The sequence below is a fragment of the Oceanobacillus indicireducens genome, from assembly GCF_014647195.1.
GTDB lineage: Bacteria > Bacillota > Bacilli > Bacillales > Amphibacillaceae > Oceanobacillus > Oceanobacillus indicireducens.
The window spans coordinates 18,534-36,118 of sequence record NZ_BMOS01000032.1 but is presented as its reverse complement, the minus strand read 5'-3'; the positions used below and the strand labels follow the sequence as shown (position 1 = coordinate 36,118).

Annotated in this window: 15 protein-coding genes, 1 other RNA gene and 1 pseudogene; all 17 read right to left on the bottom strand. The window is 40.2% G+C overall.

Annotated elements, in window-relative coordinates:
• Nucleotides 1-131: 131 nt before the first annotated feature.
• Nucleotides 132-911, bottom strand: a complete 780-nt coding sequence (locus tag IEX94_RS16390; protein ID WP_156855763.1) for a sulfite exporter TauE/SafE family protein — start codon at nt 909-911, stop codon at nt 132-134.
• Between the two features lie 63 nt (nt 912-974).
• On the bottom strand, nt 975-1,202 hold the full coding sequence (locus IEX94_RS16385) for a sulfurtransferase TusA family protein (RefSeq protein ID WP_156855762.1): 228 nt from the start codon (nt 1,200-1,202) through the stop codon (nt 975-977).
• 56 nt (nt 1,203-1,258) lie between these two features.
• Entirely contained in the window at nt 1,259-2,386 is a 1,128-nt protein-coding gene (locus IEX94_RS16380; RefSeq protein WP_188858964.1) for an MBL fold metallo-hydrolase, read from the bottom strand.
• 79 nt (nt 2,387-2,465) lie between these two features.
• Nucleotides 2,466-2,861: a DsrE/DsrF/DrsH-like family protein gene (locus IEX94_RS16375; protein WP_156855827.1), complete on the bottom strand. Its 396-nt coding sequence runs from the start codon at nt 2,859-2,861 to the stop codon at nt 2,466-2,468.
• Between the two features lie 12 nt (nt 2,862-2,873).
• Nucleotides 2,874-3,425 carry a sulfurtransferase TusA family protein gene (locus tag IEX94_RS16370; RefSeq protein WP_188858962.1) on the bottom strand — a complete coding sequence of 184 codons (552 nt, stop codon included), beginning with the start codon at nt 3,423-3,425 and terminating at the stop codon, nt 2,874-2,876.
• A gap of 345 nt (nt 3,426-3,770) precedes the next feature.
• Nucleotides 3,771-4,736, bottom strand: coding sequence for a metal ABC transporter solute-binding protein, Zn/Mn family (locus IEX94_RS16365; protein ID WP_188858960.1), 966 nt, complete (start codon nt 4,734-4,736; stop codon nt 3,771-3,773).
• Nucleotides 4,737-5,063: 327 nt separating this feature from the next.
• The gene (locus tag IEX94_RS16360; protein WP_188858958.1) at nt 5,064-5,921 is read right to left on the bottom strand and encodes a metal ABC transporter permease; all 858 of its coding nucleotides are present in this window, start codon (nt 5,919-5,921) and stop codon (nt 5,064-5,066) included.
• On the bottom strand, nt 5,922-6,665 hold the full coding sequence (locus IEX94_RS16355; protein WP_188858956.1) for a metal ABC transporter ATP-binding protein: 744 nt from the start codon (nt 6,663-6,665) through the stop codon (nt 5,922-5,924).
• A gap of 472 nt (nt 6,666-7,137) precedes the next feature.
• A complete protein-coding gene (locus IEX94_RS16350) occupies nt 7,138-8,706 on the bottom strand; it encodes a BCCT family transporter (protein WP_156855756.1) in 1,569 nt (522 codons plus the stop codon).
• Nucleotides 8,707-9,020: 314 nt separating this feature from the next.
• Nucleotides 9,021-10,868, bottom strand: coding sequence for a copper-translocating P-type ATPase (locus IEX94_RS16345; protein ID WP_370459733.1), 1,848 nt, complete (start codon nt 10,866-10,868; stop codon nt 9,021-9,023).
• Nucleotides 10,869-11,296: 428 nt separating this feature from the next.
• Nucleotides 11,297-11,412 (bottom strand): annotated as a pseudogene (locus IEX94_RS19885) (response regulator transcription factor); the annotation flags it as partial.
• A gap of 294 nt (nt 11,413-11,706) precedes the next feature.
• Nucleotides 11,707-12,066, bottom strand: a transfer-messenger RNA (tmRNA) gene (gene ssrA / locus IEX94_RS16340).
• Nucleotides 12,067-12,152: 86 nt separating this feature from the next.
• Complete coding sequence (smpB, locus tag IEX94_RS16335) at nt 12,153-12,617, bottom strand: SsrA-binding protein SmpB (RefSeq protein WP_156855754.1); 465 nt, start codon at nt 12,615-12,617, stop codon at nt 12,153-12,155.
• Nucleotides 12,618-12,690: 73 nt separating this feature from the next.
• Nucleotides 12,691-13,497, bottom strand: a complete 807-nt coding sequence (zupT, locus tag IEX94_RS16330) for a zinc transporter ZupT (RefSeq protein WP_156855753.1) — start codon at nt 13,495-13,497, stop codon at nt 12,691-12,693.
• A 357-nt stretch (nt 13,498-13,854) separates the two neighbouring features.
• Nucleotides 13,855-16,086 carry a ribonuclease R gene (rnr, locus tag IEX94_RS16325; protein ID WP_188858952.1) on the bottom strand — a complete coding sequence of 744 codons (2,232 nt, stop codon included), beginning with the start codon at nt 16,084-16,086 and terminating at the stop codon, nt 13,855-13,857.
• A gap of 49 nt (nt 16,087-16,135) precedes the next feature.
• Nucleotides 16,136-16,882 (bottom strand): alpha/beta hydrolase, encoded by a 747-nt coding sequence (locus IEX94_RS16320; RefSeq protein ID WP_156855751.1) that lies wholly within the window; start codon nt 16,880-16,882, stop codon nt 16,136-16,138.
• 342 nt (nt 16,883-17,224) lie between these two features.
• A complete protein-coding gene (gene secG / locus IEX94_RS16315; RefSeq protein ID WP_156855750.1) occupies nt 17,225-17,455 on the bottom strand; it encodes a preprotein translocase subunit SecG in 231 nt (76 codons plus the stop codon).
• Between the last annotated feature and the right edge of the window lie 130 nt (nt 17,456-17,585).

The window sequence follows — 17,585 nt, the reverse complement described above, 5'->3', positions numbered from 1 at the left end:
CTCTTTTTTGTTCAAACCTCAAATTTCTTCATTACAGGAATGCTCCTAAAAAATTTAACGTCGCATGCCCATTTGGGTATACTGCTATTTAAACGTATTTTTATTTAAAGCCTTAGTCATTTTTGTATTTATTAGATTAAAATATCAATCCAAATCTTTATTGCAGTACCTGCGATCATAACCGCCAAAATAACTTGTAAAATTCGAGTATTCATTTTCTTGCCGGCTTTTGCTCCGAGGGGTGCAGCTAAGAGACTTGCGACAATCATAATTAATGCTGGCCAATAATCTACTTGACCGGTAACAAGTTTACCAACACTGCCTCCGATAGAAGATATAAAAGTAACAGCTAAACTTGTTGCTATTGTCATTCGCGTCGGTATATGCAACACTGTCAACAAAATAGGTACTAGCAGGAATCCACCTGCAGCGCCAACGATACCGGATGCTATTCCAACTATTAAAGCCAGTATAACTGCTAATGGTTTATTAAAAGTCACCTCATCAAGTGGCATATCGTCTACTTGCTTCTTCGGTATAAACATCATCACAGCGGCAATAATTGCTAAAACACCGTACACGATATTTACTGTTTGTCCTGATAAAAAGACGGAACCATAACTACCGATTAAACTACCGATTAAGATAGCTCCTCCCATATAGATGATGAGCTGCTTATTTAGATAACCACCTTTACGGTATGCCCATACTCCGGCGATAGATGCGAACAGCACCTGTACGGCACTTATCCCCGACACCTCATGCGCGGTGAAGGCAACTAAACCAAATAACGGAGGAATGTACAAAAGCATCGGATATTTAATGATAGAACCGCCGACCCCTAACATTCCGGATAAAAATGATCCAATAAATCCGATTGCAAATACAACGATGATAAACGTTAAATCCATGGAGCAACCTTCTTTCCTAAACTAGAAAAGCGAGTAAGGATTCTACTCGCTATTTGGTTTTCATTACGCTTTTTGAATATAGAAATAGAGAATATCATCTTCTGTTTTCTGCTCTAGTAAAGTGTGCCCACCGGATTTTGCCCAAGCTGTAATATCACTTAACGCACCTTTGTCTGTTGCAAGCACTTCAAGTATTTCACCAGAGTTAATCGTATCTATAGCTTTTTTTGTTCGAACGACAGGCATTGGACAAGCAAGACCTTTCGCATCTAATGTTTTCGTAATATTCATTTTGTATTTCTCCTTTATTATTTAAGATAGTTTGAAACCAATATCTTCATAAATTCTTACCGAACCGCACAACGATTTGGACCAATTTCCATTTCGGTTTGTTCGTCATTGTCAGGGATGATTTTACCCATATTCACTTGACGAATTCGCTCATGTGAATTTGGTTGTGGTGGTAAGTTATCTGTCACAGTCCGGCGGAACTCTTCTTCGTCTTCGATATTTAAGCCATGGTTTTCTTTAAATAACTCTCCTAAGCGTCTTGCTACGGTACCATTTTCATTTAACTCATCGATGATCATAAAATGTGCAGGTAACACCACTAACTCTTCAGCAAGCTCGCGGTAACGAGAATATAATGTTTCACGTAAATCCCCTACCCAATCTTCCGCTAGTCCGGCTAAATCCGGACGTCCAATAGAGTCGATAAATAAAATATCTCCTGTCAATAAAAATTGATCATCAATGATGAAAGAAGTTGAACCAATCGTATGACCAGGTGTGTATAGTGCACTAACGTCAATTTTGGATGCACCAACTTTAACATTTAAACCATCGGTAAGAGCTGTATAATCAAACACTACTTCCGTCGCATCTTTTGGTGGTAAATAATAAGTTGCGCCTGTTTCAGCTGCAATATGCCGTCCACCTGAAATATGGTCTGCGTGTAGATGTGTATCAAATACGTGTTTGATTTTTGCACCCTTATCTTTTGCAAAGTTTATAAAATCATCGGTGAAGCGCACTGCGTCAACAATCGCTGCTTCTCCTTCAGAGATTACCATGTAAGAGAGGCAACCTTTCCCTAGTCGGACAAACTGGTACAGCTCACCGCCATTATCCAAGTTTGCTACTTTTACAGGTTCTAAATAGCTGCTCCAAGATCCCATTCCACCTTCAAGATAAGCTGCTTCACGGCCCTCTTCTGCTAACATTTCGGCAACCATCACTGAAGACCCTTCTTTCGCACAAACAACTAAAACTTCTTTGTCAGTTGGAAGTTGTGGTAGAATCTCTTCCACACCATCTAACAATTCAAAGTATGGAACATTTAAATATTCGAATTTATGACCTTCAATTTTCCAATCTTGGAACGCATCTTCATTACGTACATCCAAAATAAAAAGCTCTTCATTATCAATAACTTTTCTAGCAACTTTTGCTGCTGTCCACTTTTGTACTGTCATCTCTTTCGTAACCCCCCTGGGTATTATTTTGTGATTTTTTTGCAGTGGAGAAATTCTCCACTGCATGAAATTTTTCAATTTAGAACGTTAATGTCGGTGCAGCATTTTTAGCGAATTCAATGAATGTTACAGCCCCGCCAACTTCGATTCCATTTACGAAATCTTCTTTTGTAAGTCCCATGACGTCCATTGTCATTTGGCAAGCAATAAATTTAACACCAAGCTCCTGCGCCATTTCCACTAGCTCTGGGATTGTAGGAGTGTTTGCTTTTTCGAATCCTTCAGCAAAATGTTCTTTCCCAGCTGGCATTTCTAAATGGTGCATTCCTTGCTTATGAATTAAGTTTAACCCTTCAAATGTGAAAAAGATTTGGACCTCTTTTTCTGAAGCTGCTGCCGCTGTTGCAATATTAAATACTTTGTACGCATCAAACAATCCACCGTTTGCTGCAATGATCGCTACCTTTTCTGACATCATACATTCCTCCTAAAATTCTTTTGTTATTTTCCCGTTCCATCCATTCATACCTGGAAGAACGTTATACACTTTTGTAAAACCATTGTCAGCTAAAAGCTGTGCCGCTAAATCAGAGCGGTTACCGGTACGGCAAACCACATAAATCTCTTCATCTTTATCCAATTCCTTCATGCGGGATTCTAGTTCTCCTAGCGGAATGGACTTAGCACCCCCTATATGACCAAACGCATATTCCGCTCCTTCACGCACATCTAAAATCAAACCGTCACGTGATTCTAATTCCTCAAAGGAAATAATCCGTTCGAATGCTTTTTCCACTTTTGGCTCATCCGAACCTTTGCGGATGTAATGGTAAAGTACATCACCTTCTTCCACTGTTCCTAAATATTGATGCCCAACAGAACTTGCCCAAGCAGTCAAATCTGCTTTTGATCCTTTATCTGTTGCCTGAACTTCCAAAATAACTCCTTCTTCCAGATCATTTATTGCTTTTTTAGTTTTTACAACCGGCATCGGACAAGCAAGTCCCTTTGCATCCAAATGATGATCTGCTTTAATCATACATTTACCCCCCTTGGTATTATTTTTTAAAATAATAATGCAGACATCCACATTATACCCACGTGGGTATATTTAATGGTAATAAAATAGTCGTTTTTTTATAACGACGTTTCGAAGATGTCTTTCATTCATTTCCCGCTGATTTAGCTTAGCGGAAAATCAATTCATGATTCATCATATACCCCACCGGGTAAAAAGTCAACTCTTTAAGCTTTTACTTTTTTAAATCATTTTTCAAGCTTCAACTTCAAACTGATTTAGCAAGATTGATTCGTAGTCAATATACAAAAACCCCAGTCAGCAGCTTCCTTCTCTACTAACTGGGGTTTATTCATCTTTTGTTCTTTACTCCCTTAATCCATCCGAGATTACCTCAATATTATATTCCAAATATTTAACATACGTATCCGCTTCGCTGCCTTTCTCGCCGATTTCATCTGAATAAATAGGCTTTTCATAAATTGGAATTCCCGTTTCATTTGATACGGTTTCCATTGGCCGCGTGTCCACATTCGACTCGACAAATAGAGTACGAACATCATTTTCTTTGAGATAATCTACAAGTGATGTGATTTGTTGCGGAGTCCCGTTTTCCTCCGTATCTACAGCCCAAATATAAGCTTCTTCTAACCCATAACGGTTTGTCATATATTGGAAGGCTTGTTCGCTTGTCACAAGAATACGTTTTTCTTCTGGTATTTCATTTATTTTTTCCTCATATTTTTTATCGATTTCTTTCAACACTTCGAGATACGCTTCCGCCCGTTCGCTATATTCTTCCGTGTTGTCGGGATCGATTTCGATTAATGCATCCCTCATATCTTCAGCCATGTAGATGCCTACAACGGGATCGATAAAGGTATGTGGGTTGACTTCTTCTTCCACACCTTCTTGATCTTTACCGACATACATCGGTTCAACTCGATCGGTTAAACTAAAGACTTTATCTTCATCCTGATTAACCGAATCAATCATTTTCATAAACCATCCATTACTGCCGCCTTCTAAATTCATTCCATTATAGAATAGGATATCCGCATCTGACGCCTTCTTAATATCTTCAGGAAGCGGCTCATACTCATGAGGATCAGTTCCTGTTGGGACCAAGTTGTGCACTTCGACGTTATCTCCACCAATTTCCTTCGCTATATCCTCAATAATCGTAAAAGATGTAACAACCTGTAATGGTTTATCGGGGTTTCCTTCCGAATCACCTGCCGCATCTTCTTCTTCACCTCCGCAAGCTGCTAATGCAAATAGAAGCACACTTGTTAGGATTAATCCTAATACCTTTTTTCTTGTCTGTTTCATTTTTTTCACATATTCTCCCTTCACATTAGGCACGGTTTCCAGTTTGGAAAATGCCAACAAAAGTCCGTGATACGGCTTTACATGGAGAGGCGGGCATGGTAGGCTTTACGCCTTGTGAAATCGGGGTTTAGCCGGTTTCCTCTTTCACAACATTCCATGCCCGCAGAGGCTTCATGCCAAGCCGCAAACGTATAATTGTAATTAAATGGTAGTTAATTTGTACATTACACTAGAATTCAGCTAAAATAATATGAAAATATCTGTTCTGATTTGCAATAGATCACCCGTTTTTAGCTCGAATAGTGTGCAACTTTACAATATTAGTTTTTAACTTTTTGCAGTCCTGCTCCTCATTGTCTTCAACATACGCCAGATAAGGCCTTGCTTTGGAGCGAATAAAAATGCTAGGATGAATATCCCTGTCGCCGCTAACGCGATAATAGGTCCTGACGGCATATTATGCAGGAAGCTTATATATAACCCAATGACAGAAGCTAATGCTCCAAAAAATGCTGCAAGAATAACCATGATCGATAATCGATTTGTAAGTAAATAAGCTGTTGATGCCGGAGTAATCAACATTGCTACGACAAGAATCACTCCAACCGTTTGTAAGGAAGCAACCGTGACTAGGGTTAGTAATATCATAATACCGTAATGGATGATCCGTGTCTTCAATCCATAAGCCTGTGCCATCGTCACATCAAAACTGGAAACGAGTAATTCTTTAAAAAACAGCAAGACTGCTGCGATAACGATGATTCCAACAATTATCGTCATCCACATATCCGTGCTCCGAACAGATAATACATTCCCAAATAGTATCTGTGTTAAATCCGTTGCACTTTGAGCTGCAGTTATTAATACAATTCCTAGTGCAAACGCAGCGGAAAAAACGATCCCTATCGATGAATCAGTTTTAATCCGACTGTGTTGATCGATGAATCCTATACCAAATGCTGCTAATATACCTATCGCGACAGCTCCGTAAAAATAATTAATGCCAAGCATATAAGAAATCGCAACCCCGGGTAAAATGGCATGGGAAATAGCATCTCCCATTAAAGCCATGCCGCGGAGGATAATGAAACTTCCTACAATCCCGCAGATTATTCCTACTACAATCGAAGTGACAAATGCTTTTTGTAAGAACTCGTAGTTTAGTAAATCTTGGATGAACTGCACTTACACTCCAACCTCCAATCCACCAGCCATCTGGAATTTCGTTTGATAAGCTTTTTTCATTATCTCTTCTTTAAAGACAGCTGTTACAGATCCTGCACCATACAACTCTTTGTTGATGATAATAATCTCATTAAAATAATCTTTTACTTTTGCTAAGTCATGATGGACGACAAATATCGTTTTCCCTTCATTTTTTAAACCTTTTAGGATATTGATAATGATTTCTTCACTCGCAACGTCAATCCCGACAAATGGTTCATCCAGAAATAAGAAATCAGCATTCTGTGCTAATGCACGTGCTAAAAACACACGTTGTTGCTGACCGCCAGATAATTCACCAATCTGACTTTTGGCATAATCCTGCATTCCGACTTTTTCCAAACAAGCCATTGCCCATTCTTTATCCGTCTTTTTAGGTCTGTGAAACAATCCTAACTTCGGGTACGTCCCTAATAGCACTGTTTCTTTTACAATAATTGGAAAATCCCAATCGATATTCGAACGTTGCGGAACGTATGCAATTTTCTTTCTCTGTTTATGAATTGGCTGTCCATCAATTTCAATCTCGCCAGATTGAGTCGGAACTAATCCAAGCATTGCTTTTACTAGTGTTGACTTGCCTGCACCATTTGGTCCCAATATTCCAATTAGGCTTCCTCCATCAAAGGTAAAACTAATATTCTTCACAACTTCTTTATCTACATAAGATACACTTATATTTTTTACAGAGATTTTATTAGCCATACATTTTCCCTCCGATATATCAATCGACTTAGCCATGGAAACAAAAGTTTCCCGCGTGCAACAAATGGGTAAAAAAAAGTAAACTTGCTTTTTTATATAATTTGACCATCCGATATAATAACTTAATTTTATTATATTCCTTTAGCAGTTTGATGTCAACAACTAAATTTGCCTATGGCAACTTTGGATAAAGTGAGACTTCATTTAGCGGGGGTTTCCTTACCAACCCGACTGAATGTTAGTTGAACCGAATCAGGGATTTACGGACTGTATATCCCCACCTTCACATATCGAGCTTCCCTCATGTTTAGAAGTAGGGGGTATTACAGACCGTTAATGCGTGGCAAAAGGGCGCCCATACTTTTGCAAAAACCATTGAATAATATGTTCTTCTGCCGACCCTATGCTTCTCCAGCATTCATTTACAAAGCAGGGACACAGGGACTGCTTCCAATCCCTATGCCCCAACTTTTTATTTATCTTGTTCGTTTTTTGCTTTGTTTATATATTCTCTCCAGCGTTTTTTATCTGGGGTAATGGTTAGCCCCAAGTATTTCCTCTCCTGATTGGCATCTTTATAAAGTGATATCGTCATTAATATAACGACGACACTAAATGGCAGTGCGGAGATGATTGCTGCAGATTGTAATGCATTCAATCCCGTTTCTCCACCGGCTAGCAGCAATATAAAAGCGATTGCCGACAATGCTAGTCCCCATATCACTTTTATAAATCCTGCAGGACTTAACGTTCCAAAGGCTGTCTGCATACCTAGAACGAATATGGCAGAATCTGCAGAAGTAATGAAGAACGATGCTATAAGTATAACCGTAAGAATTGATAAAAGGAGGCTTAAAGGCAGTTCATTTAAAACTCCAAACAACTGAGTCTCCGGTGGCATGTCAAATATCTGCGGTGCAGATTGCGCTACATCAATACCAGTCAGACCAAACGCGCTGAACCAAAGGATACTTACCAACGTTGGAACGAGGAGTACCGCCAATACAAATTCCCGGATCGACCTGCCACGGGAAATCCTTGCAATAAATATACCTACAAATGGACTCCAACTCATCCACCAGCCCCAGTAATAGATCGTCCATGAATGCATCCATTCTCGTTTTTGTGGATCTAATGGTGCAACGTCCAAACTGTTAAATATTAATGAATCAAGATAAGCGCCAGTCGTAGAGGTCATCATATTAAGAATAAATAACGTAGGCCCAAGAATTAAGAAAGCAATAAGTAAGAGAGCAGCTAAGATCATATTTAAATTACTTAAATATTGAATCCCTTTACTGATTCCGCTCCATGCACTATAGATGAATAATACAGTTACAACGGCAATGATGATACCTTGAACCAGCTGATTGTATGGTAAACCAAAGAGATAGTTCAGCCCACCATTAATTTGCATCGCCCCTAATCCTAAAGAAACAGCTACTCCAATAATGGTTACGAATACGGTTAGCACATCAACCATCGTTCCAATTGGACCATCTACCCTATCTCCTAAGACTGGACGCAACGTTTTAGATATTAAACCAACCTCACCTTTTCTAAACTGTGCATAAGCTAATCCAAGTGCAACAATGCCGTAAACCGCCCACGGATGAAATCCATAATGCAGAAGAACCGATTTCATTGATTCTGCCAAAGCAGCCGTTGTTTCGGGTTCAGCACTAGGTGGTGCGAGAAAATGGGAGAGTGGCTCAGATGCGCCGTAAAAGACAAGTCCAATCCCCATCCCTGCACTAAACAACATGGTAAGCCAAGATACCGTATGGAACTCTGGTTCATCATGTGGCTTCCCAAGTTTTAGTTTGCCGATCGGGCTAATACCTAAAAATATACAAAAGAATAAAATTACCGTAAAAACGGTCATATAATACCAGCCAAACGTGTCTGAAATCCATGAAGCAACAGCACCAGCAATATTTCCAAATTGCTCAGGGAATACAGCGCCCAAAAGCACTAATATCCCAACAATGATAGATGCATAAGTAAATACACTTGAGAATTGTTTTTGTTTTCCACCCATATTAAAGTTTCATCCTCTTCGAAAACCGGGACAGGGGGTCAGAGCACTTGTCCCAGCTTAAATTAACGATAACAATATATTAACAATTTATATAATCATTCACAAGGTTTTTCCCGCCTATTGTTCATATTGCCCATAATAAAAGAGCCATAAACATTATTTTGCGAATGGCTCTATTTGGTATATTAGATTCTTTGCAGTATGATACAGTAACACGAGAAGTGGTAAGTACAGGGAGGAAAAATCTATCCCCTAACGTACTTTTCAACAATAAGAAAATCGGGCAAAACATTTACTGCTTTGCCCTCCCTTCATTAATCAATCTTAAATAATTGAGCATTAATTGCAACAATTATCGTACTTAATGACATGACGGCAGCTCCAATGGCCGGCGTCACAAGAATACCAAAATTGATTAATACACCTGCTGCTAGTGGAATTGCTACTATGTTATACCCCGATGCCCATCCCAGGTTCTGGATCATTTTTCTATAGCTTGCTTTGGAGAGCTTTACAATATTCAGGATATCAACCGGGCTACTGTTTACTAAAACAACATCTGCCGTTTCGATAGCAACGTCTGTACCCGCTCCTATTGCAATACCCAAATCTGCTTCAGCCAAGGCGGGTGCATCATTGATTCCATCACCAATCATCGCAACTTTATTATTGTCCTCTTTTAATTGTTTCACATTACTGGCCTTCTCATGTGGAAGTACTTCTGCAATAACCGTTGACATGCCAAGTTGTTCACCGACATAGTTTGCAACACGGCTATTATCCCCAGTCATCATCACCGTTTCAATGCCGCTATTATTCAGTTCATTGATGACGTCATAAGAGGATTCCCGAATGATATCGGCTAATGCAATCATGCCTTGTAATTCATTATCCTTTAATATAAAAATTACTGTTTTGCCTTGTTGCGCTAACTTATCGAATGTTTCTTCATCAAAGTCAACTTGATTCTCCCGCATTGCTCCCGGGCTGATCGCTGCAATTTCCGAACCATTCACGTCAGCAGTCAATCCTTTACCGGTTAAGTTTTTATAATTTGTAACGTCGTATAGCTCTAAATTGCGCTCTTTCCCTTCCCTCACAATCCCTTTAGCAATTGGATGGTCGGACTGTGTCTCAACGGAATAGGCCAATTTCAATAATTCTTCTTCACTAACATTGTTGCTTGGGTGAATATCCGTAACACCGAAGTTTCCTTCCGTAAGTGTACCTGTCTTATCGAAAACGACACGATCCAATTTCCAAGCACTTTCAAATGGAATACGGTTCCTAATTAACAAACCTTTCTGCGCAGCAATCGATGTTGATCGTGAAGTAACTAATGGCATTGCAAGGCCAAGTGCGTGCGGACAAGCAATGATCAGAACGGTAACCATTCGTTCTAATGCAAATTCAAAGTCACTTGTAACAGCCCAATATAGAAGCGTGATGATTCCCGACACTACAGCTACATAGAACAACCATTTTGCCGCAGTATCTGCAAATCCTTGTGCTCTTGACTTCGTACTTTCTGCATCACTTACTAGTTGGATGACTTGAGCTAAATACGTATCGTTTCCCGTTTTATTTACTCTGATTTTTATTACGCCATCCCCATTAACCGATCCACCAATTGCATCCATTCCCGGTCCTTTTTCAACTGGAACAGACTCACCTGTTAACATGGACTCGTCGACAGTAGATTCTCCTTCAAAGATTTCTCCATCAAGCGGTATTTTTTCTCCAGATTTCACAAGAATCTCATCTCCAGGGTGTAACTCTTCAACAGATACATCGACAATGTTTCCGGAAGCATCAATCTTATGTGCTTCTTTTGGCATCAGTTTAATCAATTCTTCCAGTGCCTTGGAAGCACCCATGACCGATCTCATTTCAACCCAGTGACCTAACAGCATAATAACGATTAGTGTAGCAACCTCGAAGTAAAAGTCACTTCCTGCGATAAAGAATGCTGTTAACGTACTATAAACGTAGGCAGTTACAATCGCTAAAGAGATTAACAGCATCATTCCAGGTGTTTTTGTTCTTATTTCATCCCACGCTCCAACTAAAAACGGTTTACCTCCATAGAAGAAGACGAATGTTGAAAGGAGAAATAATAATACCATGTTTCCTGTAAAGGTTACTTCGTAGTTGAATAGCATTTGAATCATCGGTGATAGATAGGTTATCGGTATTGCTAAAACTAGGGACACCCAGAACCTTTTCTTAAAATCCTCAATCATATGTTCATGGTGATCCGCATGACCGTGTCCACCGTGACTGTGGCCATGCTGACCGTGATCATCGTGGGCGGTGTGGCCGTGGTTCTCATGTTCTTCATGCAAACTGTGTTCATGATGGTGTTTGTTTTTCCCATTACCTCGCTTTTCCACTATTTTCACTCCCCGTCTCGTAGTATTTGAAGACTCTATGCAACTTATTCCATTTTCCTTATCTCAATCATAACATACAATACCCCCCTTTAGTATTCATTAAACAAAATAAGTATCACAAAATTGTGCAGACTTTGCGCATTTTTGTTTTATATAACCAATACCCCCTGTAAAATTAATGTACCACTTATAGCCAATTAGCCAATACCCCAAACGGTTATAAAATAGTCATCGATTGGAAAACCCTCCCCCAGTAGATTTTTCCCCTTACATTCCTTACATGCGAATCAACAGTCTTTCCTTCTGTTTCAGACCCAGAAGATTAGCATCAATGTAACGGATAAATAGTAGTTATAGATGTGTTTATCTTTGCTAATAATCCATGATTTCCGCCACCCTTCTTTGATTGCGCTTACACATTTTTAATCTTAAAACTATTTTAAAATAAGCAAGGTATAAATGAAACCATCATTTCGTAAGGAATGATGGTTTCATTTTCATACTTTATATTGGACGAATCATAAGTTTAGCATTTTATTTTTTCTGTAGTGCACGAATCAAGCTTGAAGTCTTATTTTAAACATAAAAAAACCACCAACTTATGTATTGGTGGAGACGGAGGGAGTCGAACCCTCGTCCAGAGATATTGCCACTCAGGCTTCTACACGTGTAGTTGATATATTCGTATTTCACTATTCACTCAGCCTATCAACAGGCTTTGTGATAGCTAGTCTGATTCATCTCGACTGACGATCCTCAGACGGTGGAAGTCAGTCCAGCCTGTTTGAGTTTGAGACCCTTCTATCTACAACACAGGCGATTGTAGGAAGGATCCTTTAGAACTGCTTAAGCAGCAGCTAAAGAGTAGTTTTCGTTTTTGCCAGTTATAGGCGTTTACGTTTTACGAGCCGTAACCTCGACGCGCAACCTGAGCTCAACCTACCCCTGTCGAATCCGTAACGTCCCCATATAAATGAGAACACTCGGGGGAGTCCCAAGCTCTATACTTATTATAACACAGACTTGTAATAATGCAAAGGGACCAATTTAAGCCTACTGATTGTATTCCTTTAACGCCCGGTCCGCATCCCGTTTCATTTGTTTCCGTTTCATATCTTCCCGCTTATCGAACTTTTTCTTCCCTCTACCAAGACCGATTAACACTTTGGCATAGCCATTTTTAATATAAATTTTAAGCGGGACAAGTGTATACCCTTCCTGTTGCGTAAGCCCGATTAATTTATCAATCTGATTACGGTGCAAGAGAAGTTTACGAGAACGGGTTGGATCATGGTTATAGCGATTTCCCTGTTCATACTCTGCGATATGCAGATTAACTAGAAAAACTTCACCGTTGATAATTCTCGCGTGGGCATCTTTAATACTTACCCGCCCAAGCCGGAGTGATTTAATTTCTGTACCTTGAAGGACAATGCCTGCTTCATACGTTTCTTCGATAAAATAATCATGGCGTGCTTTCCTGTTTACTGCAATTGTTTTTCCAGTTCCCTTTGGCATTGAAACACCTCCCAATCACTTGCATAGACCTTTATTTTATCAGATTATCATGTTTTTTCCAATGAGAATTTATTTATTGCAAATAAATCAGACTAATCGCCATAATCGCCATGCCAGCAATAACGCCGTATATCGATAAATGCGCCTCATCATATCGCTTCGCAGCAGGTAATAGTTCATCAAGCGAAATAAATACCATAATTCCGGCAACCATTGCAAATGTGATTCCCAAGACGAATTCATTTAAAAACGGCATTAGGATAAGAAATGCTAGGATCGCTCCAACCGGCTCCGCTAAACCGGAAAGGAAAGAAAGCTTGAACGCCTTTTTCCTACTGCCTGTCGCATAGTAGATTGGCACCGATACGGCAATTCCTTCCGGGATATTATGAATAGCTACGGCGACCGCGATTGCGAAGCCGACAGAAGGATCCTGCAGAGTTGAAATGAATGTTGCAATGCCTTCCGGAAAGTTATGGATCCCAATTGCTATCGCTGTAAATATGCCCATTTTCATCAGTTCCGGGTCTTGGATTGCCTTTCCCGGTTTCTCCATATCTTCTACCTTTTTAATTTCGTGGGGGTTGGAATAAGTTGGGATCAGCTTATCAATCACACCGATCAATAACATTCCGCTAAAAAATGCAAGGACCGTCACCCAATACCCTTCTGTATAACCTAATGAGGATACGAGGGATTCTTTCGCCTTAAAAAAGATTTCTATCATCGAAACATAAATCATCACACCGGCTGATAAGCCAAGTGCAAATGAAAGAAATTTTGTATTTGTTGTTTTTGCAAAAAATGCAAGCAAGCTCCCTACACCGGTAGCAAGCCCTGCAAAAAGAGTAAAAATTAAAGCAAGGGTTACATTATCCATCACAACACCTCCAGCCAATATTCATATTTTATTATACCTAATCGCGTCATAAAAGTTCCATGAAAAGCTTAATAGTAACAAAGGCGGAAAGCAACGTACAAACTGGAGCACTCCGGAATGAGATAAAGGAAACATGCCCCTTTAGGGGTATGCCGATGTTGGGCCTTGGCCCGTTCTTAGTCGGCCTTCCTTTTCTCTTTGAGTTGATGTTGACTTATCGATTGGAGGAGTGTGAAGTTTGCTAGTTGCTGGGCGCTGGAGCCGGACGTGGCTTTCCCTGATATCCAAGTTATCCAAAGCATTTATATTTTATAGTTTTCCATGCTATAAAAAACAGTGGAGCCTCCCCACTGTTTTTTATTTTTTCTTCTTACCTTTATTTTTTTTTACTTTCGGTTTACCTTTAGATTTGTTCTTTCTTCTTGCCGGGATTTCTTGTTTGTTTCCTTCGCGGCGTCTTTTTTTCGCCTTTGTTTCCAAGAGTTCGAAGTCTACAGCCCGTTCATCTAAGTTTACTTGAGCCACTTTTACTTTCACTTCGTCTCCAACACGATATATTTTGGCAGTATGCTCTCCAATTAATGCATGTGTACGATCATCATAATGATAATAATCATCCGTCAGGTAGCTGACATGAACAAGCCCTTCCACCGTATTTTCCAGTTCTACAAACAATCCGAAGTTCGTTACCGAGCTAATTACTCCTGTAAACTCCTCGCCAATCTTATCTTCCATATACTCCGCTTTCTTTAAGTCATCCGTTTCCCGTTCCGTGTCGACCGCTCTTCTTTCCATTTCGGATGTATGCTTTGCGATTTCCGGAAGAGCTTCCCGCCAATCCGCAATCGTCTTTCTATCCATCTTCTTCTCAAATAGATACGTGCGGATGAGCCGGTGGACAATTAAATCCGGGTAGCGGCGAATCGGTGACGTGAAATGGGTATAAAAGTCTGTCGCAAGTCCAAAGTGCCCGACACTTTCTGGGGCATACTTCGCCTGTTTCATGGATCGAAGCATCAGCTTTGAAACAATCATTTCTTCTGGTTTATCTTTTATCTTGTCAAGAACTTTTTGTAAGGCTTGCGGATGGATTTCATTTGCTGTTCCTTTTACCGAAATACCAAGACCAGCAAGGAATTCAAAGAAACTCTCCAATTTTCCTTCATCCGGATCTTCATGGATGCGGTGAATGAACGGTACATCCAGCCAATGGAAGTGTTCTGCCACCGTTTCGTTTGCAGCGAGCATAAATTCCTCAATCAACCGTTCACCGACTGAACGCTCACGAAGCACGACATCCTTCGCTTTTCCTTCGTCGTCAACAAGCACTTGCGCTTCCTTGAAATCGAAGTCAATCGCCCCTCGGCCCTTTCGCTTTCCACGGAGGATTGCTGCAAGCTTTTCCATCTGCTCGAACATTGGAACAAGTTCGGCATATTTCTCTCGTAACTCTTTATCCTGATCGACGAGAATTTTATTCACGTCGGTATAAGTCATCCGTTCCGTTGAATTAATAACAGCGGGGAAAAATTCATGCTCCACAACTTCTCCGCTCGTCGTAATTTCCATCTCACACCCAATTGTCAACCGGTCGACTTGTGGGTTCAATGAACAGATCCCATTGGAGAGCCGATGTGGAATCATTGGAATAACCCGGTCGACAAGATAGACACTTGTCCCTCTTTCATATGCTTCCTCATCCATCGGAGAGCCTTTGTCAATATAATAACTGACGTCGGCAATATAAACACCTAGTTGGTAATTCCCATTGTCCAGCTTTTTAACCGAAATCGCATCATCAAGGTCCTTTGCATCTGCCCCGTCAATCGTTACAATTTGTTCATTCCGACGATCGATTCTATCTTCGAGCTCCTCGGGCGAAATCTCATCAGGTATTTCTAATGCCTGTTGTAAAACATCATCAGGAAAATCAATCGTTATCCCATGTTTATAAATAATGGATATAATATCAATGCCGGGGTCATTTTTATGACCGAGAATCTCGGTGATTTCAGCTTCTGCACTGCTCCACGCTTCAGGATACTTCGTAATCTGTGCAATGACCTTATGGCCGTCAATTGCCCCGTTCGCTTTTCCTTTCGGGATAAAGATATCATGGGGAATCCGCTTATCATCAGGGATGACGAAACCAAAGTTCTTGTTATCATCGTACGTTCCGACGACTTGAGTAATCGCCCGCTCCAATATCCGGAGCACGACACCTTCCGCACGGTCGCCTGCAAAGGATTGCTTCTCCCGCCTTACAAGCACCTTATCGCCATTCATCGCGGAGTTCAAATCAGATGGATTAATGTAAATATCCTCTACCCCCTCTTCTTCGGGGAGTAGGAAGGCGAATCCTTTATTATGCATTTGAATCCGACCTAAAATGAGATTCATTTTCTCCGGGAGGCCGTAACGGTTCTTTCTCGTGCGGACGAGTTCACCCGAATCCTCAAGACTATTCAATGTTTTAATTAGTTCTTTAAATTCTTCTGCATCTTGAATGCCCAACTTCTCTTCAATTTCATCGACGCTTAACGGCCGGGTCTCCGTTTCATTGAAAAATGTAAGCAATTTTTCTTTCATTCGTCTCACCTACTTTCATTATATTTATTACCGCTCATGACTTTTTTAATCATACATTCCAGTCAAGCTTCTCAAGGAATTGATAAATATCCTCATGCAATTCATCTTTCTGCTTGTCCAACGTGATAACATGGCCGGATTCCTCATACCATTTAATATCCTTCAAATCGGCCTCGACATGATCATAAATATAATTCGCACTTTCTGTATTGATCATCATGTCGTTTCTAGCCTGGACGACAAATGTCGGAGTGTAAATCGTGTCTACATTATCCTTTACTTCTTCAATCGTCTCTTTCAATAAAGAGAACAGTTCAGTAGATTCTTCCATGACAGTTGCTACTTCGCGTTCAATAGTTTTTGCGTCTTTTCGTTCGAGTTGTTTATATTCTTTGGCAAAGAGTTCAAAGCCTTGTGTTAGTTGAGTCTCATTATCAAAAAACATTGGTGCACACATTGAAATTATACCTTTCACCTGGGTTGAATAAGCAAGCTTTAATCCAAGCACGCCTCCAAGTGAAAGTCCGGCAACAGCAATTTCATCATAACCTAGTTCCTTCAAGTGATTTAATGCTAAATTCACATCTTCCCACCACTGATCTGGATTTGACTTAATCAGCTCTTCCGGCGGAACTCCGTGTCCCCGATAAATCGGTGCATGAGATGTGTAACCTTTTTTCTCCAAAAAGCGGCCAAGCATTCTGACGTCCGCTGTATGCCCTGTGAATCCATGTAGTAATAGAACAGCTCTTGGTCCCGCTTCAAATGTAAAGGCTTGTGGCTGTTTAATCTTCATATCTATCTACCCTTTCAATCAATACTCTAAAACGATGTTCAAAAAAGAAGATAAAAAGGACCGCGATCGGCTAAAAACACAATCGTCTTTCTAACGCCGACACTAGCTCATCCTGTGTGTCGATTTCGAGGTGGCTAGAGCTTCCAGGTCGAAATGTACGTTAGTAGGTACATGAGAAACGAGAAAGCAAGCTAACGAGCTTCTCGTGTGTGGTGAGTTCTACGCCCTCCACAAGACGTGGACGGTTTTAGTAGAACCTCCTCTTTCGAAGTGTCACTATTTACCATTTTGAACAACCTCTCTAAAAAACCCCTACCACAAACGTGATAAGGGTAATTATTATTATATAACATATGCACTTAAGAAAGCTAAAAGGAAGAATAGGATTCCTGTTACTACCGTACCACGATGCAGGAATAAATCGAGTCCTTTTGCTTTTTGTTTCCCAAATAATTGTTCAGCTCCACCGGATATTGCTCCCGATAGCCCGGCACTTTTCCCTGATTGCAGAAGAACAAAGACAATCATAATAAGTGCATCGATTACCAATAAAATATTTACTGCCATTTGCATGTTACAATGACACCTCCCGTGACGACAATTACTATTATATACTTTATCACAAGTGTATTTTATATAGCAAGATAATACTTTAGTTTTATTATTTTTTCTTTTCTAATCTAGGCGTTATAATGGGCTTTAG

Coding starts and splice junctions, on each gene's coding strand:
- IEX94_RS16390 (WP_156855763.1), bottom strand. CDS start 911: ATGGATTTAACGTTTATCATCGTTGTATTTGCAATCGGATTTATTGGA.
- IEX94_RS16365 (WP_188858960.1), bottom strand. CDS start 4,736: ATGAAACAGACAAGAAAAAAGGTATTAGGATTAATCCTAACAAGTGTG.
- IEX94_RS16380 (WP_188858964.1), bottom strand. CDS start 2,386: ATGACAGTACAAAAGTGGACAGCAGCAAAAGTTGCTAGAAAAGTTATT.
- smpB (WP_156855754.1), bottom strand. CDS start 12,617: ATGCCAAAGGGAACTGGAAAAACAATTGCAGTAAACAGGAAAGCACGC.
- IEX94_RS16355 (WP_188858956.1), bottom strand. CDS start 6,665: ATGGCTAATAAAATCTCTGTAAAAAATATAAGTGTATCTTATGTAGAT.
- IEX94_RS16350 (WP_156855756.1), bottom strand. CDS start 8,706: ATGGGTGGAAAACAAAAACAATTCTCAAGTGTATTTACTTATGCATCT.
- IEX94_RS16370 (WP_188858962.1), bottom strand. CDS start 3,425: ATGATTAAAGCAGATCATCATTTGGATGCAAAGGGACTTGCTTGTCCG.
- IEX94_RS16320 (WP_156855751.1), bottom strand. CDS start 16,882: ATGAAGATTAAACAGCCACAAGCCTTTACATTTGAAGCGGGACCAAGA.
- zupT (WP_156855753.1), bottom strand. CDS start 13,497: ATGGATAATGTAACCCTTGCTTTAATTTTTACTCTTTTTGCAGGGCTT.
- secG (WP_156855750.1), bottom strand. CDS start 17,455: ATGCAAATGGCAGTAAATATTTTATTGGTAATCGATGCACTTATTATG.
- IEX94_RS16385 (WP_156855762.1), bottom strand. CDS start 1,202: ATGAATATTACGAAAACATTAGATGCGAAAGGTCTTGCTTGTCCAATG.
- rnr (WP_188858952.1), bottom strand. CDS start 16,086: ATGAAAGAAAAATTGCTTACATTTTTCAATGAAACGGAGACCCGGCCG.
- IEX94_RS16375 (WP_156855827.1), bottom strand. CDS start 2,861: ATGTCAGAAAAGGTAGCGATCATTGCAGCAAACGGTGGATTGTTTGAT.
- IEX94_RS16345 (WP_370459733.1), bottom strand. CDS start 10,868: ATGCTATTCAACTACGAAGTAACCTTTACAGGAAACATGGTATTATTA.